The 25,800-nt window shown below is 35.5% G+C and carries 21 protein-coding genes; 20 read left to right on the top strand and 1 reads right to left on the bottom strand.

Annotated elements, in window-relative coordinates; all coding sequences use genetic code 11:
- Nucleotides 1-17 precede the first annotated feature (17 nt).
- From groL to BK577_RS13000, 15 genes are all read left to right on the top strand, one after another.
- On the top strand, nucleotides 18-1,652 hold the full coding sequence (gene groL, locus BK577_RS12930) for a chaperonin GroEL (protein ID WP_078433173.1): 1,635 nt from the start codon (nucleotides 18-20) through the stop codon (nucleotides 1,650-1,652).
- 687 nt (nucleotides 1,653-2,339) lie between these two features.
- Nucleotides 2,340-3,230, top strand: a complete 891-nt coding sequence (locus BK577_RS12935; protein ID WP_245823508.1) for an AraC family transcriptional regulator — start codon at nucleotides 2,340-2,342, stop codon at nucleotides 3,228-3,230.
- A gap of 21 nt (nucleotides 3,231-3,251) precedes the next feature.
- A complete protein-coding gene (locus tag BK577_RS12940; protein WP_078433175.1) occupies nucleotides 3,252-4,106 on the top strand; it encodes a sugar phosphate isomerase/epimerase family protein in 855 nt (284 codons plus the stop codon).
- Nucleotides 4,107-4,124: 18 nt separating this feature from the next.
- Complete coding sequence (locus BK577_RS12945; RefSeq protein WP_078433176.1) at nucleotides 4,125-5,282, top strand: Gfo/Idh/MocA family protein; 1,158 nt, start codon at nucleotides 4,125-4,127, stop codon at nucleotides 5,280-5,282.
- Between the two features lie 64 nt (nucleotides 5,283-5,346).
- Nucleotides 5,347-7,323: a hypothetical protein gene (locus BK577_RS12950; protein WP_078433177.1), complete on the top strand. Its 1,977-nt coding sequence runs from the start codon at nucleotides 5,347-5,349 to the stop codon at nucleotides 7,321-7,323.
- A gap of 376 nt (nucleotides 7,324-7,699) precedes the next feature.
- A complete protein-coding gene (locus BK577_RS12955; RefSeq protein WP_245823469.1) occupies nucleotides 7,700-8,431 on the top strand; it encodes an ATP-binding cassette domain-containing protein in 732 nt (243 codons plus the stop codon).
- The gene (locus tag BK577_RS12960) at nucleotides 8,428-9,237 is read left to right on the top strand and encodes a hypothetical protein (RefSeq protein ID WP_078433178.1); all 810 of its coding nucleotides are present in this window, start codon (nucleotides 8,428-8,430) and stop codon (nucleotides 9,235-9,237) included. The genes BK577_RS12955 and BK577_RS12960 overlap by 4 nt, the downstream gene beginning before the upstream one ends.
- A 9-nt stretch (nucleotides 9,238-9,246) precedes the next feature.
- Nucleotides 9,247-10,014, top strand: a complete 768-nt coding sequence (locus BK577_RS12965) for an ABC transporter permease (RefSeq protein WP_078433179.1) — start codon at nucleotides 9,247-9,249, stop codon at nucleotides 10,012-10,014.
- Between the two features lie 402 nt (nucleotides 10,015-10,416).
- Nucleotides 10,417-11,097, top strand: a complete 681-nt coding sequence (locus BK577_RS12970) for a response regulator transcription factor (protein ID WP_342743293.1) — start codon at nucleotides 10,417-10,419, stop codon at nucleotides 11,095-11,097.
- Nucleotides 11,091-12,536, top strand: a complete 1,446-nt coding sequence (locus BK577_RS12975; RefSeq protein ID WP_078433181.1) for a sensor histidine kinase — start codon at nucleotides 11,091-11,093, stop codon at nucleotides 12,534-12,536. The genes BK577_RS12970 and BK577_RS12975 overlap by 7 nt, the downstream gene beginning before the upstream one ends.
- Nucleotides 12,537-12,835: 299 nt before the next feature.
- A complete protein-coding gene (locus BK577_RS12980; RefSeq protein WP_078433182.1) occupies nucleotides 12,836-13,543 on the top strand; it encodes an SH3 domain-containing protein in 708 nt (235 codons plus the stop codon).
- 861 nt (nucleotides 13,544-14,404) lie between these two features.
- The gene (locus BK577_RS12985) at nucleotides 14,405-15,379 is read left to right on the top strand and encodes an aldo/keto reductase family protein (protein ID WP_078433183.1); all 975 of its coding nucleotides are present in this window, start codon (nucleotides 14,405-14,407) and stop codon (nucleotides 15,377-15,379) included.
- Between the two features lie 82 nt (nucleotides 15,380-15,461).
- Entirely contained in the window at nucleotides 15,462-16,478 is a 1,017-nt protein-coding gene (locus BK577_RS12990; protein ID WP_078433184.1) for an aldo/keto reductase, read from the top strand.
- A gap of 231 nt (nucleotides 16,479-16,709) precedes the next feature.
- Nucleotides 16,710-17,822: a hypothetical protein gene (locus BK577_RS12995; RefSeq protein ID WP_078433185.1), complete on the top strand. Its 1,113-nt coding sequence runs from the start codon at nucleotides 16,710-16,712 to the stop codon at nucleotides 17,820-17,822.
- Nucleotides 17,823-17,924: 102 nt separating this feature from the next.
- Nucleotides 17,925-18,881, top strand: coding sequence for a glycine-rich domain-containing protein (locus tag BK577_RS13000; RefSeq protein WP_139367304.1), 957 nt, complete (start codon nucleotides 17,925-17,927; stop codon nucleotides 18,879-18,881).
- Nucleotides 18,882-19,048: 167 nt separating this feature from the next.
- Here the strand turns inward: BK577_RS13000 and BK577_RS13005 are convergent, their stop codons facing one another.
- The gene (locus BK577_RS13005) at nucleotides 19,049-19,846 is read right to left on the bottom strand and encodes an AraC family transcriptional regulator (RefSeq protein WP_245823470.1); all 798 of its coding nucleotides are present in this window, start codon (nucleotides 19,844-19,846) and stop codon (nucleotides 19,049-19,051) included.
- Between the two features lie 287 nt (nucleotides 19,847-20,133).
- Between BK577_RS13005 and BK577_RS13010 the strand changes: the two genes are divergently transcribed.
- The 5 genes from BK577_RS13010 to BK577_RS13030 all read left to right on the top strand — a co-directional run bounded on the left by BK577_RS13010 (nucleotide 20,134) and on the right by BK577_RS13030 (nucleotide 25,797).
- Nucleotides 20,134-21,531 (top strand): family 4 glycosyl hydrolase, encoded by a 1,398-nt coding sequence (locus tag BK577_RS13010; protein WP_425435942.1) that lies wholly within the window; start codon nucleotides 20,134-20,136, stop codon nucleotides 21,529-21,531.
- A 271-nt stretch (nucleotides 21,532-21,802) separates the two neighbouring features.
- Nucleotides 21,803-23,371, top strand: coding sequence for an ATP-binding protein (locus tag BK577_RS13015; RefSeq protein WP_245823471.1), 1,569 nt, complete (start codon nucleotides 21,803-21,805; stop codon nucleotides 23,369-23,371).
- 23 nt (nucleotides 23,372-23,394) lie between these two features.
- Nucleotides 23,395-24,075 carry a response regulator gene (locus tag BK577_RS13020; RefSeq protein WP_078433190.1) on the top strand — a complete coding sequence of 227 codons (681 nt, stop codon included), beginning with the start codon at nucleotides 23,395-23,397 and terminating at the stop codon, nucleotides 24,073-24,075.
- Between the two features lie 184 nt (nucleotides 24,076-24,259).
- Nucleotides 24,260-25,231 carry a tripartite tricarboxylate transporter substrate binding protein gene (locus tag BK577_RS13025; protein WP_078433191.1) on the top strand — a complete coding sequence of 324 codons (972 nt, stop codon included), beginning with the start codon at nucleotides 24,260-24,262 and terminating at the stop codon, nucleotides 25,229-25,231.
- 116 nt (nucleotides 25,232-25,347) lie between these two features.
- Nucleotides 25,348-25,797: a tripartite tricarboxylate transporter TctB family protein gene (locus BK577_RS13030; protein ID WP_078433192.1), complete on the top strand. Its 450-nt coding sequence runs from the start codon at nucleotides 25,348-25,350 to the stop codon at nucleotides 25,795-25,797.
- Nucleotides 25,798-25,800: the final 3 nt, after the last annotated feature.

A 25,800-nucleotide genomic window follows, 5' to 3' on the forward strand; every position in this document is an offset into this window, starting at 1 on the left:
GAGGAGGTTTTGTAAACATGGCAAAAGATATTAAATTTAGCGAAGAAGCTCGTCGTTCAATGCTTCGTGGTGTTGATGCTTTAGCAGATGCGGTAAAAGTAACATTAGGACCTAAAGGACGTAACGTTGTATTAGAAAAGAAATTCGGTTCTCCTTTAATCACTAACGATGGTGTAACAATTGCGAAAGAAATCGAATTAGAAGATGCTTTCGAAAACATGGGTGCTAAGCTTGTTGCAGAAGTTGCGAGCAAAACAAACGATGTTGCTGGTGACGGTACAACAACTGCAACTGTTTTAGCTCAAGCTATGATCCGTGAAGGATTAAAGAACGTAACTGCGGGTGCTAACCCAATGGTTGTTCGTAAAGGAATTGAAAAAGCTGTAGCTGTTGCATTAGAAGAGCTTCAAGCTATTTCTAAACCAATTGAAGGAAAAGAATCTATTGCACAAGTTGCTGCGATTTCTTCAGCTGACGAAGAAGTAGGTCAATTAATTGCTGAAGCAATGGAGCGCGTTGGTAATGACGGTGTTATCACAATTGAAGAATCTAAAGGCTTCTCTACTGAACTAGAAGTAGTTGAAGGTATGCAATTTGACCGTGGTTATGCATCTCCATACATGGTAACTGATTCTGACAAAATGGAAGCAGTTCTTGAAAATCCATATGTATTAATCACAGACAAAAAAATCACAAACATTCAAGAAATCTTACCAGTGTTAGAGCAAGTTGTTCAACAAGGTAAGCCACTATTATTAATCGCTGAGGATGTAGAAGGTGAAGCTCTAGCAACTCTAGTAGTGAACAAACTTCGTGGAACATTCAATGCTGTTGCTGTTAAAGCACCAGGTTTCGGTGATCGCCGTAAAGCAATGTTAGAAGATATTGCGATCCTAACTGGCGGTGAAGTAATCACTGAAGAATTAGGCTTAGACCTTAAATCTGCAACAATCGATCAATTAGGACGTGCTTCTAAAATTGTTGTTACAAAAGAAAACACAACAATCGTAGAAGGTGCTGGCCAACCTGATCAAATCTCAAGCCGTGTAGGCCAAATCCGTGCTCAAGTAGAAGAAACTACTTCTGAGTTCGATAAAGAAAAATTACAAGAACGTTTAGCTAAATTAGCTGGCGGTGTAGCAGTAATCAAAGTTGGTGCTGCAACTGAAACTGAATTAAAAGAGCGCAAACTACGTATCGAAGATGCTCTTAACTCTACTCGTGCTGCAGTAGAAGAAGGTATTGTTTCCGGTGGTGGTACTGCTCTAGTAAACGTATATAACAAAGTTGCTCAAATTCAAGAAGAAGGTGACACTCAAACTGGTGTTAACATCATCCTTCGTTCTCTTGAAGAGCCAGTACGTCAAATCGCACACAATGCAGGTCTTGAAGGCTCTGTCATCGTTGAGCGCTTGAAAAATGAAAAAGTTGGCGTAGGATTTAACGCAGCTAACGGAACATGGGTAAACATGTTTGAAGCTGGTATTGTTGACCCAACTAAAGTAACTCGTTCTGCACTACAAAACGCAGCTTCTGTAGCAGCTATGTTCTTAACAACTGAAGCTGTTATCGCTGACAAGCCTGAAGAAGGCGGCGGCATGCCTGATATGAGCGGCATGGGCGGCATGGGTGGAATGGGCGGCATGATGTAATGACCGCTTAACCCCTTGATATATAAGGGATTCTGAGTTATTTGCTAACAAAATGTTAACATATATTAAGTTTAAAAGAGGCTTTCTCATTAGTTTTCAAAACTTTTGAGAGCCTTTTTTATTTCTTCTATAATGACGGTAGATGTTTCCACAGTCATCTATGTGTTCCTTGTATCTCCATGATATTCTCCATAGATCCATGTTATCTTACACGAATTGTACCCCGTTTCACTTAACGTTTTACTTTATGTTGAAAGCTATGTATTTACTATAATAGACCCCTCTTTTAGACTTGGTGAACCAGTGTCTCGACTTTAGAATCACTTGCTTCAATTTGTGTGAAAAATAGTAGATCTGGCCCGTAATTAATTACAATTGCCTGTTTTCTTTAAAGTTAAGAAACTTCTATGCTTTATACAATTTTTGTTGGTATGTTTGTATTTTCTTTTGCATTTTTGCAAAAATCACCTTCAAGTGAAGTTATATCTTAATTTCACTTGAAGATAATTTTTAAAAAAGTGACTTCATTTTTATTTATATTTCCATCATTAAAATAATGTGAAAAATCAACTTAACCACTCACAGCACATTATGTCTCAAAATACTACACTAATAGCTATATTTTTGATGTTTATATTAAAGTAGAATGAAAACAGAAGCACTTAGGGGTGGGAAATTGTGAACAAGATGTTGGAAGTGCAATATAGATTAAATGATAATCCAGATTATACTTATTTTCATTCTCATGACGCCTACGAAATTTTTATGTTTCATAAAGGTGCTTGTAGGTATCTTATAAATAATCATATTTACGATTTACAACCTGGCGATATTTTGCTGATGGATGGATTAGCTTTGCATAAACCAAATACAATTAAAGACAGTGAATATATAAGAAGTCATATCCACTTTAAACCTGAAGATATCGAACCAATATTAAGTTCAATAAAGGCAAATGGTTTGCTTGATGTGTTTAAATATCAACATCATTACTTATTGAGAACAAACAACACTTCTAAACTACAGTATATTGAAGAATTGATTAAGAAGTTATATCAAATTAGACTAGTTTCAAATGTTACAGAGCTTGAAAAAGCATGGGAAATGAAATTGATCTTAGGTCAAGTCTTAATACAAATCAATCAGATATTAAAGGATTCTCACTTAGATATTAGTAGAAGCTCGACTAGTAAAACTTCGCATGCCGAGAAAATTGCTACTTATATTCAACATCATTATAGAGAACAATTCACTATTGCTGATATGGCAAAATCAATTAATTTGGATAAATCCTACATTTCAAAAGTGTTTAAAGAGGCTACTGGTTTTACGATTATGGAATATGTGATGGCATGTCGAATAAAACAAGTGAAATATTTGTTAGAAACAAAGGAAAAAAAATCAATACAACAAATTGCTTTTGAATGTGGTTTCTGTAATATGTCTCATTTCAGTCGGTATTTTAAGAAACAGGTAGGAATAACTCCTAGAGCTTATCGACAAAAGCGCCTTGATCTTTATCGGAAAACTAGAACTCCCAAATTATTTAATAGTGAAATAAAAGAGAATAAAATTTAGACATTGAAAGAGGTTGATTTTGTGAGTAAATTTATTATCTCAGCTTTTGCAGACGAGATAGACGCTAATTTAGATACACAAATGGATGTATTAGATCAACACGGTATTAAGCATATTGAAATGAGAGGTGTAAATGGAAAACTTCTTGTTGATTCTTCTTTAGAAGAAGTTAAAGAGATTAAGAAACAGATAGACACAAGAGGCTTTAAACTTTCTGCTGTTGGATCACCATTAGGAAAAATAAAAATTACCGATGATTTTGAGCCTCATTTAGAGCAGTTTAAACATACGTTAGAGATTGCAAAAATTATGGAATGTAAGTATATTCGGATGTTTAGCTTTTTTATCCCTAAAGGAGACGCCCCAGGAGATTATAGGGATGAAGTAATGAAAAGATGGAAGAGTTTTATAGAGACAGCGGAAGGTAGTGGAGTTATTCTCCTTCATGAAAACGAATCTGGAATCTATGGAGATACTCCAGAGAGATGTCTTGATCTTCTTAATACGGTGAATAGTGACTATTTCAAAGGGATTTTTGACTTTGCAAATTTTGTGCAATGTAAAGCCAAAAATTATCCTGATGGGTTTGAACTGCTTAAAGACTATATCGAGTATATTCATGTCAAAGATGCGTTCTACAGTGATGGCCGCGTAGTGCCAGCAGGAGAAGGCGACGGAAATGTGGTGGAAATTCTTCAAGTGTTACATCGTAATGGTTATGAAGGCTTCTTATCTCTTGAACCGCATTTGTGGGATTATAAAGACTATTCTTTATTAGAACCAGATTCACCGGGTTATGATTTACCAGAGGGTGGAGCTAAAAGTTTTGCAGTTGCTGTCAAAGCGCTCAAAAATATATTAGAAGATATAAAGTAATAGTTAGGAGGAATGATTTTGGATAAAGTACGTATAGGAATTATAGGTATCGGCGGTATGGGCACAAACCAGGCAAATAATTTGATTGCGGATAAGGTTCCAAATGCCGAACTTACTGCTGTATGTGATATAAGAACTGAAAGGTTAGACTGGGCTAAAGAAAACTTTGGTGATAAAGTTAAGCGCTTTAATAATACGGAAAGCTTTTTTGAATCTAAAGCATTTGATGCAGTTATGGTTGTGACACCACATTATGACCATCCTGCTTTAGCTATTCAATCATTGAATGCAGGCTACCACACGTTAATTGAAAAACCTGCTGGGGTTTATACGAAAGCTGTAAGAGAAATGAATGAGGTTGCTTCAAAATGTGACAAGGTGTTTGCCATTATGTATAACCAGCGGACAAATCCTTTATATGGAAAATTGAAGAATCTTATCGATTCAGGCGAACTTGGAGAAATTAGAAGAACGAACTGGATTATTACAAATTGGTACAGACCACAGAGCTATTATGATTCAGGTGGCTGGAGAGCTACTTGGTCTGGAGAAGGTGGTGGTGTACTTCTCAATCAAGATCCGCATCAATTAGACTTATGGCAATGGATGTGTGGGATGCCAAAGCGCGTACGTTCTTTTATGTCCTTCGGGAAATATCGCGATATTGAAGTGGAAGATGATGTCACTGCTTATGTAGAGTATGAAAATGGGGCGACAGGTGTTTTTGTAACAACGACAGGAGAAGCACCAGGTACGAATAGATTAGAAGTGACAGGCGATAGAGGAAAAATTGTCGTCGAGGATGATAAGCTAACTTTTTGGAGATTACGTGAGTCAGAACCAGAGTTTAACGAGCGTTTTAAAGGTGGTTTTGGAAGCCCTGAATGCTGGAAATGTGAAATTCCTGTGCAAGGTGATAATTCTCAGCACATCGGAATTATGAAAAACTGGATTGAAGCCATTCAAAATGACGTAAAGTTGATTGCTCCAGGTATTGAAGGAATCAATGGATTAACTATCTCCAATGCTATGCATTTATCTGCTTGGACAGATGATTGGGTAAATATCCCGTTTAATGAAGATCTGTTTTATGAGAAGCTCATGGAGAAAATAAATAACTCCACATATAAAAAGAGTGGAGACGAAATAACTCTTGATGTTACTGGAACACATTAAACGTGCTACAAAGTAGTTTATAGATATATGTATAATCCTGCAAAATAATTGGGGTGTAGAGAATATGGAACTAATAATCTCAGCAAGAAGTAAAGAACAGAAGAGCGACGACTACCTTCCGTTGAAAGAGCATGGAATAAGTGCATCTATAGAGATAAATAGTGGAGATGGTTGGCCTAAGGATCCATATCATGCAAGAGCATGGCTTCGAAACGATAACGGAATAAAGTGGTCTGGAGTCATACATATAGAACTTCCATTTACAAAAGTTAATCCCCGCTATTTCTTGCCAGCATTTATGTATGGTAGAAACCGCGGTGAAGCTCCACAGAATGTACCAAATGAATTTCCGAGGTTACGAGAGGGTGGCTTCAATCGTCCATCGTCCCCTTGGTGGATGGTAAGGAGCGACAAATTATCACACCCGGTAGCTCTTGTATATGATAATGATAAAATATATGGGCTTAGTGCGAGCCCTTACTTTATATCGAAGAATGGAAGTAAGCAACAATGGATGCCTAATACAGAAGGAACATTTTACCAGTATGGTGGTTATACATGTTCACTTGATAAAGGAACAATCGGATACACGCTCGGTTATGAGAATGCGCCATGGCTATTCATTAAGTCACATCTGGTAAAAGAAAGATTCCCACTTAGTGATAATTGTTTTGAATTGGAACCTGGAGAGATTGTTGAATTTTCATTGGATTTATATGAATACGATGCCAATTCAGAATTAGATATTAATGATGTGATCCAAGAAGTCTATTACAATTATCACCAAAATCCAAGGAAGTCTAGCGATGTAAAAACAACTGTTACGGATTTGGCCCAAGCTATTTATGCGGATGGTTGGCTTCAGGAAGATTTAAACTACGCGTGTCAGGTGCATGAGGATTTAGAGAATGGAGGATACCGTTATACTAAACTCACATCTATAAGTTGGACTAATGGTTTATCAGCTGCAGTTCCTATGTTAATGGCAGCATTGAGACTTGAAAATGAACCGATGCGCAAGCAGTCACTCTCTTGTATTACAAACATTGTAGAAAATTCTATCAACCAATCATCGGGCTTACCGTATGATACATGCAACAATGGGTCATGGAGTGTTAAAGGATGGTGGTTTGATGGAATACATACACCAGGTCATAGCTCTTATGTAGTTGGTCAGGCGCTCTTCTACATTTTGAAAGCTTATGATTATGAAAAGCGTTATAAAAACGTTTCTCATGATGATTGGCTGGAATTTGTGAAGGCGGTTCTCATGAAAATTGAGAAAACAAAAAATTTAGATTATGAATATCCATACATCTTCTCTGAGAAAACAGGTGCTGGAATTGAATATGATTCATTTAGTGGAACTTGGTGTATGGCTGCATTGGCTTATTATTGCTGGCTAGTTAATGATAAAATGCATTTGGATAGTCTTAAGAAAAGTGAAAAACATTATTATGATGCATATGTTAAGCGGATGGAATGCTACGGGGCACCACTGGATACCGATAAGGCTGTTGACTCAGAAGGAATATTAGCCTATTTAAAAGCTCTCAAGTTTTTGCATGCCTTAACGAATGATAGTATTTATTTGAAACATATGAGGGATGCTTTATGCTATGAATTTTCATTTAAATTTTGCTATAATTCACCAATACAAGTCCCGCCTCTTAGCAGAATTGGCTGGTCGAGCTGTGGAGGTAGTGTTACTTCCGTTGCTAACCCACATATACATCCAATGTCTAGCAACATTATTGATGAATTGTTATATTATGAGAAAAATAGTGAAGATCAATATGTTCAAGACCGTATAGCAGATATTGTAAGATGGAGCTGTCAGACATATAATACTTATGATCGTGAATTCGATTATGGAAAAAAAGGATGGATGTCAGAGCGTTTTTGTCATTCCGAAGGGCTAGTAACGCAAAAATATAGTGATGACTCACTCGCAAGCACATGGTTTTGTTTGATGCCATGGGCAAGTGCGAGCATTATTGAGGGGTTGGCTGGTGATTATTGGGATGTAAATATTGGTTGAGTATAAAATACATAAAAGAGAAATAGTAAATCTATTTTTCACCCTTTTCACTTAAGTTGTGAAGTAGTGATGTAAAAACTTATATTGATAGCAAAACCACTTCCTATAAAAATTAGGGAGTGGTTTTTTGTGTTAATAAAAACTTCGTACGCGGACTTCTTAGATAACTGACCTTTCAAGAACACAAATAGAAAAACTATTGATAGCTATATATGATGTTCCTGTTCTAATAGCGATAAAAATTCTAATGACTAAGTATGTAAGGAATACTTCCACCAATACATATTTAAGAATAAATAAAAATGTATATTTTTCCCATGATTTTTATACTTTTTTTATATTTAGCTTTTATTCTTTCCTTATAGGAGGGATAAAAGTGAATAAAACAAAAGTATTAGAAGTCAAAAATATAAGTAAAAAAGTAAAAGGAAAAAGGATCCTGGAAGATGTATCATTTGATTTATATAGCAGTGATATATGCGGGTTTGTAGGACCGAATGGGTCGGGAAAGACCACACTTATTAGAATTTTAACAGGGTTAATTCATCCCACAAAAGGAGCGGTTTTTATAAATGGAAAAAACATCAACGAGAGACAAGCATCTGCGTTGCAGAATGTCGGAGCGATTGTTGAGTCACCAATCTTTTTTCCGTACATGACAGGCAAACAGAATTTAATCAATTTAGCGAGAATCACTCATGGTGTCAATAAAGGAGAGATAAAAGAGAAAGTAAAAGAAGTGTTAAAGGTTGTTGGATTAGAGGATCGAGGAAATGACAAGGTTGGAAGTTATTCCTTAGGAATGAAACAACGTCTAGGTATTGCACAAGCATTATTGGGTGAACCGCGTTTTATTATCTTGGATGAACCCTCAAATGGATTGGATCCGTTAGGAATGAAACAATTAAGAGAACTAATTTTATCATTAAATAAGAACAAGGGAATCACATTTCTTATCTCTAGTCATCTCATAAAAGAATTAGAGGTGGTCTGTCACTCTTGGGTAATGATTAATAAAGGGAGTATCGTTTGGCAGGGCAAAAGCAGTGAATTAGGTGATAAATACGAGGATCTTGAACAGAAATTTATTGGACTAATGAGTCAATGAAAAAACTCGTTTATGCCGAATGGCAAAGAATGTGGATAAAAAAAAGCACCTGGTTATTCTTATGTATGATTCCCATGCTATTAGTAGCTACCTCTCGTTATTTGTCGAAACATAATAAACTGATTTCTAAAGATTCTCCTGATTATACGTATGCAAATTCCTTTCCAATCATGGGTTTAGCAGAACAGTTAACCTTTACCTTTAGTATCATTTTATTAATTATTTGTATATTGGGATTTGCACAAGAAATTCATACAGGTCAGTTGAGGCTAATTATCCAGCGTTCGTATTCATATCGAGATGTGATCCTAGCAAAGTTAATTAATGTTTTACTATTTACTTTGCTATTCTTGTCTATCTATTTTGTATGCAGTTATGTTGTTGGATTTTCTTTATTTGATGATAAGGATGATATTCTTTTATTCTTCCATGAAACACCGAAATCAGCTGGTCAAGTTTTTTTGTATAACCTAGCATATTATGGTCTAGTCTATCTTTCATTAGTTGCAATGGTTAGCGTTTATGCATTGTTTTCAATTATTAGTAAATCAACCACCAGTGCGATTGGGTTAGGGATGGCATTTCTTCTATTCTCTCTAGCATACCCAACCATTTTTAATATGTCTGGCACTTCTTCACCCTTTGTGTTATTTAGTTCCCTGCCAATGATTCAATATCAAGGAATTGCCGTCATGTTAGCATCAAATTCTGTATTCTATTTTAACCTGTTCGTACTAATTGCCTATATAGCCATTTCAAATGCTTTTATCCTGTATTTTACGAACAAAAAAGACTTTTTTCTTTGAGGTGAAATAATGGGTTTACTAGTCAAAAATGAGTTTCAGAAAATTTTATTAAGAAAAAAAACAATGCTCCTCTTCATCATATTTACATTAATTGTGCTTGGGTCGTGTTTGTTTTTAAATTATTATGGTCTAGGTAATCACACCAGTGACTCTCCACAAGTCAAAGTCAATAATCTAAATTTACCTGTGTTAGTGGCGAAAGAGTCTTTCTTTGTTTTGAGTTTAATCATTTTCCCACTGCTATTTCTAGATAGCTTTAGTGGTGAGCTAAGCTCAGGAGCATATAGGATGACACTTATCCGCCCGATATCTAGAGTGAAACTGCTTTTTTCAAAGTATGTATCTCAACTGATCATTGCTTTGCTATTTTTAGCCATTCCCTTACTTGTCGGTTACATTTATGGGCAACTTTTAAGTCCACATGTAAGTCATGTTACGTATTCCAATCAATATTCAAAACTGAACGGATTAGAATCTGTTTTATATACAGTAAAGTTCTATAGCTTACTACTCATTATTGGGATCAGTATTTTGACGATTGTAAGTTTACTAAGCGCGTTCATTCCGAATACTCCTTTATGTTTCCTGTTCACACTTGGAGTAATGATTGGCTCCATTTATATAAGTGATACATTTTCATACTTCTTACTTTCTGGTGAATATGTTTATAACCAATTAAATAATCAAGGTATTACCTTCTTTTTAACAAATGGTATAATTATCCTTTGTGGAGGGTTAGTTAATTCACTTAGGTGGAGAACCAAGGACTTTTTTTAAATAGGCTGTTTTCAGAACCTTGCTTGCAGCGAGAAATGCTCACTTTCTGCTGAGAGGGACGGTGAGCTTTCTCAGTGTAATCACCTGCTTAAGTCTTATCTGTCCTACTATTTATTTCCATCATGCTTCAGCACCTAAACCCTTCATGGGTCATATAAGCCACTCTTGAATGAAGTAAAAAGAACATCTTCCATATCTATGGAGTGTCTTAAGACTGGCGGGGTTAAACAACCGCATATGCATTTTTAAGCAGGAGTCTTGCAATCTGCTTAATCAACCTTAAACAGATTTTGTCAAAGAACCTATTAAAAAACAACCATTTCAAAAAGGTTTAGATTACAAGTACCTCGATCAAAGACTCGATGAAAAATAAAGGGGGGGGGGAGTACCATTACGAATACCATTTTAGTCGTAGACGATGAACAGGAAATCGTCAATTTCCTAAAAGAAATTCTCTTATTAGAAGGCTATTCTGTTGTAACTGCTTTAAATGGAACGAGTGCCATTGAAATGCTAACAGATGAGATTAGCTTAGTGATATTAGACGTCATGTTGCCAGATATGGACGGATTTCATGTATGTAAAGAAATAAGGAAATCGTTGTCTTGCCCGATCTTATTCCTAAGCGCTGATGCCACTGAAAAATCAAAAATAGAAGGATTGATGATAGGTGGAGATGACTATATCCACAAACCCTTTAGTATAAGCGAGCTTAAAGCTAGAATCATAGCTAATTTAAGGAGAGTAAAAAACGTTGAGGATGAGGAACAAAAACATGTACTATCCTTTGAAAATATAAAAATAAATTTAAAGTCCCATGAAGTGTTTGTTAAGGATCAACCCATTCGTTTTACGAAGACAGAATTTGATTTATTAAAAATGTTTGCTTTACACCCTCAGCAGGTTTTGACAAAGGAGCAATTATTTAATCAAGTCTGGGGATATAATAGTGAGTCTGATTTATTAACAGTTGTTGAGCATATAAAAAAAATTAGAACAAAGCTAGCCTTACTTGATCCTGATTATAAATACATTGAAACATCATGGGGAATCGGATACAAGTGGAGTATTACTAAATGCTGAGAAACCTATCAATAAAAAAACAACTACAAATCGGTTTTTTCTTTATTATGACAGGTAGCATCGTTTTAACATTATTCACGATGATTATAGGAATAAATTACTTAATTGAAAATAACGATAAAGTGAAGCCGGCAAATTACTATGAACAACAACTACCAATCATTGAGGACTATATTAACAAAAAAGGACAAAAGTTACTTGATCAAAATGAGCAGGAAAGTTTGGAGCAAATTATACCGAGAGAAGGTATTACATATCAAGTGCTTGATTCTGAAGGAAGGAAAGTATATGGAACTTTATCCGTAAATCTTATTAGTCCTTCCAATCCTTTAATCCATAACATTAATGAAAAGGTTCATAGCAAAAGTGATGAAAATAACCTTACTTATTATGTTCCACTCTTAAGCCAGAATAATAACCTAATAGGAGCTGTAGCTCTTAATTATGATATTAAAATGTCGTATTCTTCGACATGGCCACTCCTAATTGTCGTAGGGTTAATATCATCTCCATTTATCTATATTATTTTGCTAACCTTATTCATATCTAACATAATTGGGAAGAGGGTTTCGACCCCTATCCATAATTTAATTGAGGCATCAAATAGGATTAAGAATAAAGATTTAAATTTTAAAATTGAATACGATGTAAAAAACGAAATAGGCGATTTAACAAGTTCATTCGAACAAATGAGAAACGAATTAGAAATTAGTTTGACCCATCAATGGAAGCTGGAGCAGGATAAAAGAGATTACCTTAAAGCCATATCCCATGATTTAAAAACCCCTTTGACAATCATTAAGGGTCATGCAGAAGGTTTATTAGAAGGTCTTTGGAAAAATGAAAACTTACTATTTGCTTACTTACAAACCATTACATCAAATGTCGATCGTACATCAAAGCTTTTAAATGATATAAATCTTGTTACAGAGTTAGATAGTTTCTCCTTTAAATTATTTTTACATAGGGTAAAGATTAAACCATTCTTCAAAGAACAGTTAACGAACTTTTCCTATCTAGCAGATAAAAAACAGATCGCTCTTGCTGTATCGATTACGAATGATCATGATGTAGAAATATTTACATTGGATAAAGAGCGAATAAGTCAAGTGATTGATAATATTTTAATGAATAGTCTGCGATTTACTCCATACAAGGGTACAATTCAGATTGATATCGACATTTGCCCTGATGAGTTATCATTTCATGTCCATGATTCGGGTCCAGGGATATCTTTAGAAGAAAACATGACTAAAATCTTTGAAAAATTTCATCAAGAAAATCACTCTCAATCTACACATAAAGTACATTCGGGCTTAGGGTTATATATTGCTAAAACGATCATCGAGAAACATAATGGATCAATTTCCGCTAGAAACTCTATTAAATACGGTGGAGCACACATTTGGTTTACGATACCTAATCATATAAATACGTAATAGTGGAGGGAATTGTAAAGTGTCTACCTTAACTGATAAAAGAATTCTAATCTTATTACTGATTTGAATGGCTACCATTTTACTAACATTGATAATATTAATTTAAGCTTCTCATTAAAGTCTACTTTTTCGCCCATGGTTATATTAGAAAAGGTCTTTCATCACTCAATTGGCGGAGGCATTTTCTTTTTTATTAATCATATGTGCTTTATGGCATTCACCACAATTGGAAGATATGGGCGATATGACTCTTGCAGATAACTTTAAAAACCTTCATATTGGATGGAAGGAGGTGCGATATGCGACACGATATACAAGCAAATGAACGAGCATTCTCTTCCAAAGAAGTGGCGGAAGAAGTGGGAATTGCAACTCCCACAGTTCGAAAGTATGGACAAATTTTAGAGCGGAATGGATATGAATTTTTGAAAGATGGCGACCGGCGTATCTTTGTTCAATCTGACATTAGAGCACTTATAGCGTTACGCGATACGGACAAGCCCCTGGACGATACAGCCAGAGAGCTTGTGGCTCAACAAAAAGAAAGATTAGAAGCATCTGATGAAACAGACATAGCGATAAACGATACATATGAAAATTTATCATACGACTCTAATCAAGTAAAAGAAGCTCTAAGGTTTTTAGTGAATGAGCTTGCTGCGGCACGTGAAATGAATGTCCAATTGACAAACGATATATCACAACTTAAAACACATGTTTCCCAACTCCAACAAGACCATCATGTTATAAGTTCAAGCATCGCAAATTCAGCACAAAGAACGAATGCTAAAATTGAAAAATTAACGGAACAACAAAACACGCATTACGAAACATTACTGCAACAAGAAAAACAAAGAAGTGAACACTTACAAAAAGAATTACAAAATATGCGGGAGGAACAGAAAAAAGAATGGAGTGCACAAAACGATTTTAATAAACGCTTAGAAGTATCGATACAACAACCTAAAGAAAAATGGGGATGGCTATTCTCCTTATTTCGAAAATAAGGTGCAATGATGATATTATCTAATACTATTTTCAGAAATAGTATTAGATAAATAGCTGGATAGAGTGGCTCTTTTTGTTGTTGTATCGCTGGGCGATATATCTTGTAAATAAGACCAAAAGCTTCACGTTTTAATAGAAATGGTGGATCGATATGCGATATATCATTTACAAATGTTAAAACGACTTTTTGTTACTAGAAGTTAGCAGTAGAAGTGGGGAATCAACACCTTGTTTGTCTGTATGGTCATATTACAGGGCGATATGTATATGATTAAACGTATCAGGGAGCGATATAGAGGTTGCAAACAAGTTATATTCCCAAGGTGAAATAATCAAAAACAGAAATTCACTTGTTCTGACAATTCGGACATACTATTTTTCAAATTTCAACAAATTCCCGGGAAATATCTGCAGATTCCGAGTCAATATTTGACAAAATAGGATATATATAAAGTAATGGATACATAAATAACTAGCTTCCCAGATGTTTGATTTGAAAGCTGGTCTCGAAGTAAAAGGAAGACTTGACCGGGAATTCTCTAATATGCCATAATTTCATCGCATTTTCCTTCCCTTACCCCAATAGTAGCTACTATAAATTTTATATTATCTAACCTTTTTCTTACTATATCAAAAAAAATTCAGTACTTTAAATGAATTTCTTTACTCTTTATACTATAAAAACAAGGTTGTTTATTGTTTGATTATTCAAATATTCACGAACAACTTGAAGGCTTTTTAAAACCTATTGATTTGCTCTCAGTCTTATTTAGAGAAATATAAACATTTTTAGCGATTTATATCTTCTCTAGGAACAATTTTTTCCGTTATCAAACTAAAATTCATAGGAGTGTTTCAAAATGAAGTATCGTCGTTTAGGCAACAGCGGTTTGAAAATTAGTGAAATTGGGCTTGGAAGCTGGCTAACGTATGGGGAAACAGTAGGAAACCAAAATGCCATTGATTGTATTCATCAAGCATATGAACTTGGTATTAATTTCTTTGATACTGCAAACGCATACAATGGAGGAGAAGCTGAGAAAGTGGTTGGTGAAGCCCTCAAATCTTATTCCAGAGAAAGCTATGTGCTTGCTACGAAAGTGTTTTTCCCGATGGGAGATGGTCCGAATGACCGAGGTCTTTCACGAAAACATATCATTGAGCAATGTGATGCGAGTTTAAAACGATTAGGTGTTGATTATCTCGATCTTTATCAATGTCATCGATTTGATGAAGAAACGCCAACAGAAGAAACTTTACGCGCATTAGATGATTTAGTTCAGCAAGGTAAAATTTTATATTATGGTGTTAGTGAGTGGACTGCTGTACAGATCACCGATGCAGTTCATATAACAAAAGAAAAAAATCTACGTCCACTTATTTCAAATCAACCAATCTATAACATGCTTGTACGTTATATCGAAAAAGAAGTTTTACCTGTTTCTGAAAAAGCTGGAATCGGACAGGTTGTCTTTTCCCCGTTAGCACAAGGAATTCTTACAGGTAAATATAAACCTGGTCAAGAGATTCCTTCCAACACGCGTGCAGCTAATGAAAACATCAATCGTTGGATTAAAAGCTACTTAAATGATGAAGTGTTAGAACGAGTTGCCCGTTTGGAAGGAATTGCGAATGATTTAGGTCTTAAATTATCTCAATTAGCTGTTGCCTGGATCTTAAGACAACCTGGTGTTAGTTCGGCAATTGTTGGAGCAAGCCACCCAGAACAGGTAATTGAGAATGTGAAAGCCTCTGAAGTTGAGCTTTCTAACGATGTATTAACTGAAATTGAATCAGTTTTAAAAGAGATTGATGGATTTGTACCGATATGGTAGAGAGTGAGCGCACTCAGTTCACACTACCCTTTTCAAATAATGTCAGGTTTAAATGAAATATTCTATTAGGAGTGATGAATCAATGGAATATCGTTATCTAGGGAAAACTGGTTTACAAGTAAGTGAACTATGTCTTGGAACGATGACATTAGGTCGTGAAACCAATGAAAAGGATAGCTTCAGTATTTTAGACCGTTATGCTGAAGAAGGCGGGAATTTTATTGATACTGCTGATGTCTATACTCGTGGTGCTTCAGAAGAAATCGTCGGTAAGTGGTTAAAGAACCAAAATCGTGATGATTACGTTGTTGCAACAAAGGTTCGTTTCCCTATGGGTGAAGGACCAAATGATGTTGGGCTGAGCAGAAAACATATTATTTCAGGTGTTAAAGAAAGCTTACACCGCCTGGGAACTGACTATATTGATCTCTATCAGGTTCATGCATGGGATCCTCGAACACCTTTAGAAGAAACGTTAAGCACGTTAAATGATCTTGTTCGTGAAGGTCTTGTACGTTACATTGGAGCAAGTAACTTTAAAGGTTGGCAGCTTCAAAAAGCAATAGACTTAAGTAAACAAAAAGGTTGGGAACAATTTGTTTGCCTACAACCCCAATATAATTTGTTATGTCGTGCAACCGAATATGAATTGATTGATGTTTGTGAAAATGAAGGATTAGGCGTCATCCCATGGAGTCCGCTGCGCGGAGGATGGTTAAGTGGTAAGTTTACACGTGACATGGTTAAGCCGCCAGAAGATTCTCGTATATCTGTTGCTGAAGAAAAAGGTTATAGTGAGACATGGGATAAGTATAATAATGATTTTACGTGGAATTTGTTAGATACGTTATATAGTGTTGCAGAAGAAGCAGGTAAGACTCCGGCTCAGACCGCAATCAACTGGCTTCTAAACAGTCGCGGAGTTACGGCCCCAATTATCGGTGCACGTACAATGGAACAGCTTGAAGCTAACTTAGGCTCTGCTGGATGGTCTTTAACGAAGGATCAACTCAAACACTTAACTGAAGCGAGTGAATTATTTGTAAGCTATCCTTATGATATTGATGCAATAAATCAACGCGCTAAAGGTAGAGAATAAGAGGAGGTTGGGCAGGTTTTTTGAGCCTCCTCCCTAAAGAATAGTAATCAAGGCTTCTCAAAAGTTCACTGATCTTTTGGGGAGCTTTTTTCTTTTTACTCTTCTCTCAAAGATAGGTTTTCGTAAAATTGCTAGTACAGGATGGGGAATTTAACTATAGATCTATATAGAATAATTCATTACCACTTTACTGTTTCTGGTAAAATAGGGAATAGGAGGAGTTGTTGACTTATGGAAATGCAAACGAAAGATCATTTGAATTTTACGAATCAGCTTCCAAAGTGGGCCATTGGTTGCCATATTGGGTTAATCTCCTTGTTCTTTTTACTGGGAATGGGTATTTTTGTTTTAACTGCCAAAGAAGTCTCAGAGACTGGGCTGGGTATCTCAATTCTTTTATTTGTGATTTGTGTTTTCTTTCTTGGACTTTCGTGGTTTAGTTATAAAAATTTACGAAAGTATTTAGACTTCATTATAAAAATCCGTGTTGGTGAAAAAGGTTATGATTACTACGCAAAAGACAAAAAGAAAGGTATTGAACAAGAATTTTTCCTACCTTATGAAAATATGAAGTATGTTTTAATTGGAATGGATTATCGATTAAAGGCAAAATACAAGTATAGTGTTCATCATGATAGGACGAAACTTATTCCAGTAAGGTCGGCAAAAATATTAATCTGTGGTGTCAGTACCAATAATCAATTAAAGGTTACAAGTTTTGCTCATTGGGATGAAGGATCACTTAATAAATGGATTGATATATTTCAAAAGCACGGGGTAGACATTTTTCATACCGATAAAGCCTTAACAGCAACCCCAAACAATCCAGAAGTTATTGAATCAATTCCAAAAAAGAGGTTTGAAGGAGCACTTTCCTTTGAAATTGGTTCAGAGGCAGACGGGTTGGATAATATTTTTTTAACAGAAGAGCAGCAAGAATTGGTTGAGGAAAAAGAGAAAAAAGGACGAAAGAGCGGCCTTTACTTTACAATTCTTTTATCTATTTCACAGATCTTGATGATTTGCTTTTGGTTTCCTAATTGGGGAATTGTGGATAAATCCTTTAGTGATAGTTCTGGGGAATTCGTCGCTCTTTTATTTACTGTTCTTTCACAGTTTTTTATCTATTTAAAAATGCGAAAGATCAAATGGTATGAACCTATACGAGATATTATCATCATTTATCTAGGCATCCTAATCGGCATTCAGCTTTCACCAGATGAACGAACGACATTTCAATTTGCGGTTCAAGGTTATGCAATGATGACAATCTGTTCATTTTTGTTCCTCTACTATGGAGTGAAATTATCTTCTTGGTTTCAAAAATTAAGGAAAAAACGATGAATATAATCAGGCTAGAAACTTTAATGAAACTTACCTAAGGTTATTTCGTATATTTAAGAGATGAAGAGGATTATATAACATGAATTTGAAAGGATGAGGACCATGACAGGGATTTTCATAGGGATTATTGTGATGGGGCTCTTTTTTCTGCTGGGGCGCACATTAGGTGCAGGGAGGAAAAAGTCTTTAAAGAATGACCTTATTCCAGAACAACTAGGTGTACAGGTAGTAGAAGCAATCCCGATTGTGAATAAGCTCGATCTGTCCCTATCAAACTTTTATATAGATAATGTGAAAAATCGTGTCCTGCAGAGTCATCCGAAATGGAAGGATCATGAGTTTGACTGGGGAATGTTTGAATTGAAACGTTATTTCGTGATGAATAGTCTTTTAAAGTCAGTCCCGATGTTTAGTCATCATGTAGATGAAATTTGGCATGAAATGCTCATGTTTACAAGGGACTATGAGAAGTTTTCGAAGGACTTTTACAATGATACACTGCACCACACACCTAATCTGGATAGTACTCCGATACCGGGTGAACGTGCCTTTTTTGATTGGGTGTATATTAGTTTATTTGAAGTGACTGACAACAGTAGATCCATCTGGGGGCGCCTTTTACAGAACCCAATTAAGCGTGAAATTCTAGAGGATTTTCGTTTATTATCTGAAGATGACCTATTATCGAAATATTTTAGAAAAAATGAAGAATGGCTGGAAGTAAAAAGATTTTTAATTAGTAAAATGAAAAATGAGATTCATGAGGCTGAGCTGCAAAACACAAATTCTAAGAAATTTGCTCCACATACATCGGCGGTAGACACTAATCTATATACATATGCAGCGGGGGCAGCGGTCTTTTATTCGATATACAATGAAGATCAATTTCATGAGCATATGAGTGAAGTTGTTCCTGAAGAATACCAAAAAGGTATATCGTCCGGTGGAGGATCTAGTTGTTCCGGCTTTGCTTGTAGCAGTGATTCAGGTGATTCAAGTGGTGGTGGAGATTCAGGGGGCTCCAGCTGCTCCAGTTGTGGAGGAGGCTGTAGTAGTTAATGAATAAAAAGAAAACAGAAATCGGATTCGATTTCTGTTTTCTATTCCTTAGATAAATAGAATATATGATCCGCTTATATATAATTTCATAAAATTGTATATATTACCTTAATAGTTCTAAGTGTCCCGTCTTTATATTATAAATTTTATAAAATATAGAGAATCAATTACCAAACAAATTGAGAAGGTGGCACTTTGTAATATTTTTTAAATGCTTTTGAGAAACTGTATTGATCTGGGAATCCCAGCATGCCAGAAATTTGTTGTATTGAATAGCGTTTGTCATATAACAGCTCGCGTGCACGATTCATTCTCAATTGATAGATGTAACGACCAGGAGTAACACCAAGTGCTTGTTTAAAATATGAAATGAAATATTTTTCCGACATGCCCACTAGTGTAGCGAGATCCTTAACTCGGAGCGATTGATGCAAATGTTCTTGTATATACATAAAGACAGGTTGTAAGGTGTCTAGTTTAATAGACTGTTTTCCCTTAAGACCATCATGAGAAGTAAAGTCCCCTCTGTATTGTCCAAGTCCATAATCCTCCAAAATCTTAGCGATTAAAATAGTAAGACAACCCTTTAGCCGAATTCCCGACATCGGACTCATTTGTTTATACTGGTCATATGTATCCAAAAACATATTAATTTCTTCTTTGACAAGTGTTCTTGAGATAACACCTGCTATTTGAAAATTATCTAGAATTCCCAGGTGTTCTCCAAGCCCAAAGTCAAAGTGTGTAAAGATAAAGCTGCATCCAGAATCTACAGATTTAGCAGTATATGTCATCTTAGGTCTGAAGAGGATTAAATCTCCTTTAGAAGCAAGGAAAACCTTATCATGAATATGGATTTCAATTTTCCCTTCCTTGATATACCATAAGTCATAGTCCAGATGATTTTTATTCTCTATCCAATCTTGAGGGTGAGCAATTTCACTACAAGCGTTAATTCTAAGCATGATAAGCTCAGAAAGCTCATTAAAAATATTTAAGTTATTTATAGTGATCAACTCCTTACTTTTAGACATGTAAGCTATATATGATTATATCAAAAGGTAATAATGGATAAAGTGATCTTACTATTTGACATTAAATACTTACTCATTAGCATGTTGAATGTTGGCTGGATAAATATAATGAATAGTAGAGCAACTAATTATTGGGGTGTATATCTTCATTTAATTAGTTCTTCCTTGTAATTTTTTGTATCCGATTTCAATGGTTAAGATGATTAAGTTTGGAGGAGATTCATATTACGATTTATCAGCCGAAAGTAGTCGTGTTAGGAGCGGGTAGTTTATTCTTTGGTCGACAAGTTATATGGCAGATGGTACATTCCGAGTATCTAAACAAAGGAACATTATCTTTAGTAGATACAGACGAGGACCGTCTAAAAAGGCTAGTTAAACTTGCAAGAATGGTTGTCGAAGCTAATAATGTAGATTTAAAGATTGAGGGATCAACCAATCGCAAAGATGTACTTAAGGATGCTGACTTTGTTGTTCTAAGTTTTGCTAAGGATACGGTAAAGTACAGAGGAATAGATTGTGAGATTTCTGAGAAGTATGGGATAAGAATGTGTTCTGGAGATACGATCGGACCTGGCGGAATTTTTCGAGCAATGCGTGAGCTTCCTGAAATTATGCGGTGTGCAAGAGATATTGAAGAAATTTGTCCGGAAGCTTGGGTAATCAACTATATTAATCCATCTACAATTCATGGCATTGCTTTAAAACGCTACGCACCAAAATTAAAAACATTTGCCTTATGTGATTCACACCATATGCCTCATAAGAAGGTGATCTATGCGGAAAGAGCAGGGATTATTGGGAACAAGAGTGAGTATACAGAAGAAATTGATCGTAAATTTGATTTACGCATTGCCGGTGTTAATCATTTTACTTGGCTGCTAAAAGCGGAATATGAAGGCCGGGATGTACTATCTAAGATTGCCGGATCGTTGAAGCGATCAGCGGAGACAGAAACGGTAGGTGGCGACACAGGGGCAAAAGCTCTTTTTAATGATGCGATAAGTTATCAGCTGTTTGACATCTTTGGATTTGTTCCAACCTGCACTGCTCACACGAAGGAATATGTTCCTTATTGGCAAGGTCTCGGTAAACTAGAAGATGAGATTCCTCCGTTATCGATTTGGGAAACAGAGGATCGTTACAAGCGTCACGAGGAGATGTGGCAACAGATTGATGGCTTCTTAAGCGGTGAAATACCAATTGAGGAATATATGACTTCATTTGGTCCAGACCATGCGACAGATATTATTGAAAATATGGTCGGCGGATTAGGTAAAACGTTCTACATTAATACACTCAATCAAGGTGCTGTAACGAATATGAACGACGATGCCTTCCTCGAACTGTTATGTGAAGTTAATAAGGACGGAGTCAAGCCGTTACATGTCGGTGAAATGCCCCGTGGAATCCGCGGTATGCAAGAACTAGTGCTAGATACACATGAATTGACAGCTGAAGCAATTGTTGAAGGCGACCATAAAAAACTTAGAAGGGCGATGTTAACAGACCCACTAGTTAACTCGATTGCCGATGCAGATCAAATTATTAATGAACTCCTCGAATTAGAGAAGGATATTATTCCTAAGCATTGGTATACAAAGAGTCTTGTGTAGCTGCCTATTTTTTCTTTAAAACAAAGCCGCCCCATAGCAGGGCGGCTAGCTAGTTCAATTACATGAAATAAAGAATGAATCATTTATTAGCATGAATACTGGGTTAACATTTGTATGAGGTCTTTCATTGTTTTACAGTGGAAGGCTTCTTTTGTTATATTTTTGAAAGTTCATTTGAGTCGAAATATTCAATCATGTATTATGAATATAAATATCTCAAATTATACTATTATATTTAATACAGTTGTTTACAAGTAAAATGGAGGGCGATATGAAAGTTCAGTTTACATTACAAATAAAAATTCTAGGTTTTATTTTCTTTCTCATTTTACTTGTTGTTGGTGTCCTAACAGCTACGTTTGCTTTTAATGAAACAAAAGAGGATGTAAAACAGGCTGAAGAATTGGCACTTCAAACAGCCCAAACCCTCTCGTTTATGCCTGCGGTACAGGATGTTTTTCGGGAACAAAATAACAATAAGCAAAATTTGAATTTAATTATTAATAAGATGACTAATCAAGTAGATGCTTCAAGGATTTTTATTGAAAATCGCAAGAAGAACCTAATAGCTGGCAGAGAGTCTATTTATCAATTTCAGGACACATATAAAGCACTTGTATTCGGGAGTTTTTATGTTACTCATGTAGGAAAAGGAGAGAATGAGGTTTTAAGAGGAATTGCTCCAATTATTCTTGATTACGGAGATTATACAAAAGTCGAAGGGGCCGTAGTTGTTGAATTCCAGATGATAAAAATTCGTGACCGTATTACCAGTGAAGTAAATGAAATGGTTATTACTTCTGGGGTCGTATTACTTATAGGGATTATCGGAAGTGCTGTTCTTGCACGTAATATTCGCAAAGATACTCTCGGGCTGGAACCTTATGAAATCGCTTTATTATTTAGAGAACGAAATGCAATTTTACAATCAGTTAAAGAAGGTATTATTGCTATTGATCAATACAGCAGGGTTACGATGATGAATAAATCAGCTCAACAAATTTTGGATATTTCAAGCCGGGAAGAGGCTCAAAGGATTAGTGAAATGATTACATCTGATCATATTTTAAAACTAATGGATTCAAAAAGAGATGTCATAAATGAGGAAGTGCAGTACGAGGACAGAACTATTATTGTCAATACACGACCGGTCTTAGAGGATGGAGAAAGGGTCGGAACAGTTGCTACCTTTAGGGATAAAACTGAAATGAAAAAGATGGTTGATGCATTTTCTGAGGTGAATCAGTATTCAGAGGATTTGCGGGCACAAGCACATGAGTTTACAAATAAATTATATGTCATATTAGGATTAATCCAACTTGGCAAAAAGGAGGAAGCAATCCAGCTTATCCAAGAAGAAACAAAATCACAAGAACAACATACCGAACTTATTTTTAACAATATACAAGATGAGAAAATTCAAGCCATTTTACTAGGGAAACTTGCAAAAGCATCTGAAAAGAAATTGAATTTTCATATTGAAGAAGAAAGTTCAGTTTCACCTCTATCAGAAAAATTCCAACTTGCTCCCTTAATCATAATTTTAGGAAATATATTAGATAATGCATTTGATGCAGCTGCTGATAGTGAAGAAAAAAGAGTTTCCTTCTTTGCAACTGATTTTGGGAAAGATGTTTTGTTCGAGGTAACAGATAGCGGCAAGGGGATTCCAAATGGCATGGAAGAAGCCATTTTTCAAAAAGGTATGTCACTTAAGGGTGAAAAAAGAGGGTATGGCCTTGCAAATGTAAAAGAAGAAGTAGAACTTCTGGGTGGCTCGATCGAATTAACAAGTACGGAAGATGAGGGGACTGTATTTTCTGTATTTTTACCAAAGTAATAGAAAAAGAGGGGGAGATGGGGATGATTAACGTAATTATAGCTGAGGACGACTTTCGTGTTGCCCAAATTCATGAGGCATATTTGGCAGAAGTGAAGCAGATGAATTTGATAGGAAAAGCAAGCAATGCAAAAGAAACGTTTGAATTACTGGGAAAATTAGAAGTGGACTTAGTTTTATTGGATGTGTACATGCCTGACCAGCTTGGTACAGAGCTTTTAGCAGAAATGAGAGAAAACTATCCTGAAGTCGACATTATGATGATTACAGCAGCAGCAGATAAGGCATTTGTAAATAAAGCGTTGAACTACGGGGTAGAACATTATTTAGTAAAGCCAATTACCATTGAACGATTTAAAGAGGTAATGGATCAGTATAAAAAGAAAAAAGAGCTATTGAAGTCTGTTACAGAAGTGAGCCAAGACCTTCTTGATCATCTGTTTGGATCAGGTGATAAACAAATTGAAAAGCCATTGCTTCCATCAGGTATTGATTATGTCACACTAAAAAAAATAAAGGATATCATTGAACTTGAATTCGATGGAATAACATCAGAAAAAGTCGGCAAAAAAATGGGTGCATCAAGGACAACAGCAAGGAGATATCTTGAATATTTAGTTGGGATTGGTGAAGCTATATCTGAGCATGTATATGGAATTGTTGGTAGACCAGAGAGACGCTACTACTCAAAAAAGGCAGAGTAGTTGTGTCTCTCTGCTGTTTTGTGAACAAAATGAACAAAACTAAATTTAATTTCTTTATTAATCAATATTTTGAAAACGTTTACATCAAAAAACTTGAAAGATATGATATTCATAGATAGAGAAACACACATTTATCGCAAGAGGGTAGGCGTAGCCAAAATCGTTTAAAGGGGTGTTAGTTTTTATGAAAAAAATAGGAATTTTACTTTTATTGATGGCGATTTTAACAGCATGTTCAAATTCGGCCTCAGGAAATAAGGAATTTCCAAATGAAAATATTGAAATTGTTGCTCCTGCATCACCAGGTGGTGGATGGGATTTAACAGCCAGATCGATTCAACAAGGTTTAAAGGACAATAATTTAGTAGATAGCAATATTAATGTAATGAATAAACCTGGCGGCGGGGGAGAAGTAGGCTGGAAATACTTAGAGTCTAAGGATGCTCACTACTTAGCTGTTAATTCAAGCTTACTCCTTACAAACAACTTACTAGGTCAAAGTCAGTTAACACATAAGCAATTTACACCAATTGCAACACTTGCAACTGAATGGATTTCTATTGCAGTTCCAGTTGATTCTGAATTTAAATCAGCTGAAGAAGTAATGAAAAAATTAAAAGAAGATCCAAAGTCTTTAAAAATTGGAGTAGGTCCAGCACTAGGAAATAACGACCATTTATCATTTGTTCAAGCTTTTAGTGAATATGGTGGAGATCCTTCTCAACTTGATTTTCTTGTATATGAAGGTGGCGGAGACGTTGTAACAGCATTATTAGGAAACCACGTAGATGTTATAACGACTGCATTATCAGAAGTAAAAGACCAACACTTAGCTGGAAAACTTAAAATTCTAGCTGTTTCTTCTGAGGAAAGAATAGAAGAACTTGAGGATGTTCCAACTTGGCAAGAGCAAGGTGTTGACATGGTTTTCCCACATTGGAGAGGAATTATGGGACCACCAGATATGACAGAAGAAGAAATAGCATATTGGGATGAAAAAATTGGTGAATTAGTAAAGACAGAAGAATGGCAAAAAGTTCTTGAAAATAATGATTGGGACGATTTCTATAAAAATAGTTCAGAAACAAAAAGCTTCTTAGAGGAACAAGAGAAACAATATAAAGAGTTGGTTAATAATTCTGGGCTCGTTAATTAAAGATTGAAAGATAAAAAAATAAAGTTAACCTTCCTCCTAGAGGGAAGGTTAACTTTTCATCAGTAAGGATACTTAGCTAAGTGCCTTAGATAAAAAATAGAAAGGGGCGAATTCTAATGAAAATCATTAAAATGGGTATGCCGGTATTTTTAATTTTAGTAAGCTGCCTTTTTTTAGTTGGATCTTTCAATCTGCCAAAAGCGAATTTGGGTAATCCAAATGGTCCTCTTTATTTTCCGATCGGTTTAAGTTTTCTATTATTGATTTTTAGTGTTTTGTATCTATTCCAAGAACTAAAAACATTAAATAAAGAAAATAAAAAAATCACACTAATGCTTGCTGGGCGAACTCCAAAACTTATTGGACTTACTGTTTTGTTAGGAGTAGGATATGCGTTTATTTTCGAGATTATCGGATTTTTATTTTCAACAGTCCTATTCTTAGGCGCACTTTTATTTGTCGTGAATGGTAAACAAAAGTGGAAAGTAAATGTTATTGTAACGGTTTGTTTCTCATTTTTATCCTGGTATGCATTTAGTGTATTACTGGGTGTTAGCTTACCTTAGGAG

It is taken from the genome of Metabacillus halosaccharovorans (assembly GCF_002019635.1).
GTDB lineage: Bacteria > Bacillota > Bacilli > Bacillales > Bacillaceae > Metabacillus > Metabacillus halosaccharovorans.

Bases quoted from the DNA above. Each gene is read 5' to 3' on its own strand.
- BK577_RS12935 (WP_245823508.1), top strand. From the start codon at position 2,340: ATGTTGGAAGTGCAATATAGATTAAATGATAATCCAGATTATACTTAT.
- BK577_RS12990 (WP_078433184.1), top strand. From the start codon at position 15,462: ATGGAATATCGTTATCTAGGGAAAACTGGTTTACAAGTAAGTGAACTA.
- BK577_RS12960 (WP_078433178.1), top strand. From the start codon at position 8,428: ATGAAAAAACTCGTTTATGCCGAATGGCAAAGAATGTGGATAAAAAAA.
- groL (WP_078433173.1), top strand. From the start codon at position 18: ATGGCAAAAGATATTAAATTTAGCGAAGAAGCTCGTCGTTCAATGCTT.
- BK577_RS12965 (WP_078433179.1), top strand. From the start codon at position 9,247: ATGGGTTTACTAGTCAAAAATGAGTTTCAGAAAATTTTATTAAGAAAA.
- BK577_RS12950 (WP_078433177.1), top strand. From the start codon at position 5,347: ATGGAACTAATAATCTCAGCAAGAAGTAAAGAACAGAAGAGCGACGAC.
- BK577_RS12985 (WP_078433183.1), top strand. From the start codon at position 14,405: ATGAAGTATCGTCGTTTAGGCAACAGCGGTTTGAAAATTAGTGAAATT.
- BK577_RS12995 (WP_078433185.1), top strand. From the start codon at position 16,710: ATGGAAATGCAAACGAAAGATCATTTGAATTTTACGAATCAGCTTCCA.
- BK577_RS13005 (WP_245823470.1), bottom strand. From the start codon at position 19,846: ATGCTTAGAATTAACGCTTGTAGTGAAATTGCTCACCCTCAAGATTGG.
- BK577_RS13020 (WP_078433190.1), top strand. From the start codon at position 23,395: ATGATTAACGTAATTATAGCTGAGGACGACTTTCGTGTTGCCCAAATT.
- BK577_RS13030 (WP_078433192.1), top strand. From the start codon at position 25,348: ATGAAAATCATTAAAATGGGTATGCCGGTATTTTTAATTTTAGTAAGC.
- BK577_RS13000 (WP_139367304.1), top strand. From the start codon at position 17,925: ATGACAGGGATTTTCATAGGGATTATTGTGATGGGGCTCTTTTTTCTG.
- BK577_RS13015 (WP_245823471.1), top strand. From the start codon at position 21,803: ATGAAAGTTCAGTTTACATTACAAATAAAAATTCTAGGTTTTATTTTC.
- BK577_RS12980 (WP_078433182.1), top strand. From the start codon at position 12,836: ATGCGACACGATATACAAGCAAATGAACGAGCATTCTCTTCCAAAGAA.
- BK577_RS12975 (WP_078433181.1), top strand. From the start codon at position 11,091: ATGCTGAGAAACCTATCAATAAAAAAACAACTACAAATCGGTTTTTTC.
- BK577_RS13025 (WP_078433191.1), top strand. From the start codon at position 24,260: ATGAAAAAAATAGGAATTTTACTTTTATTGATGGCGATTTTAACAGCA.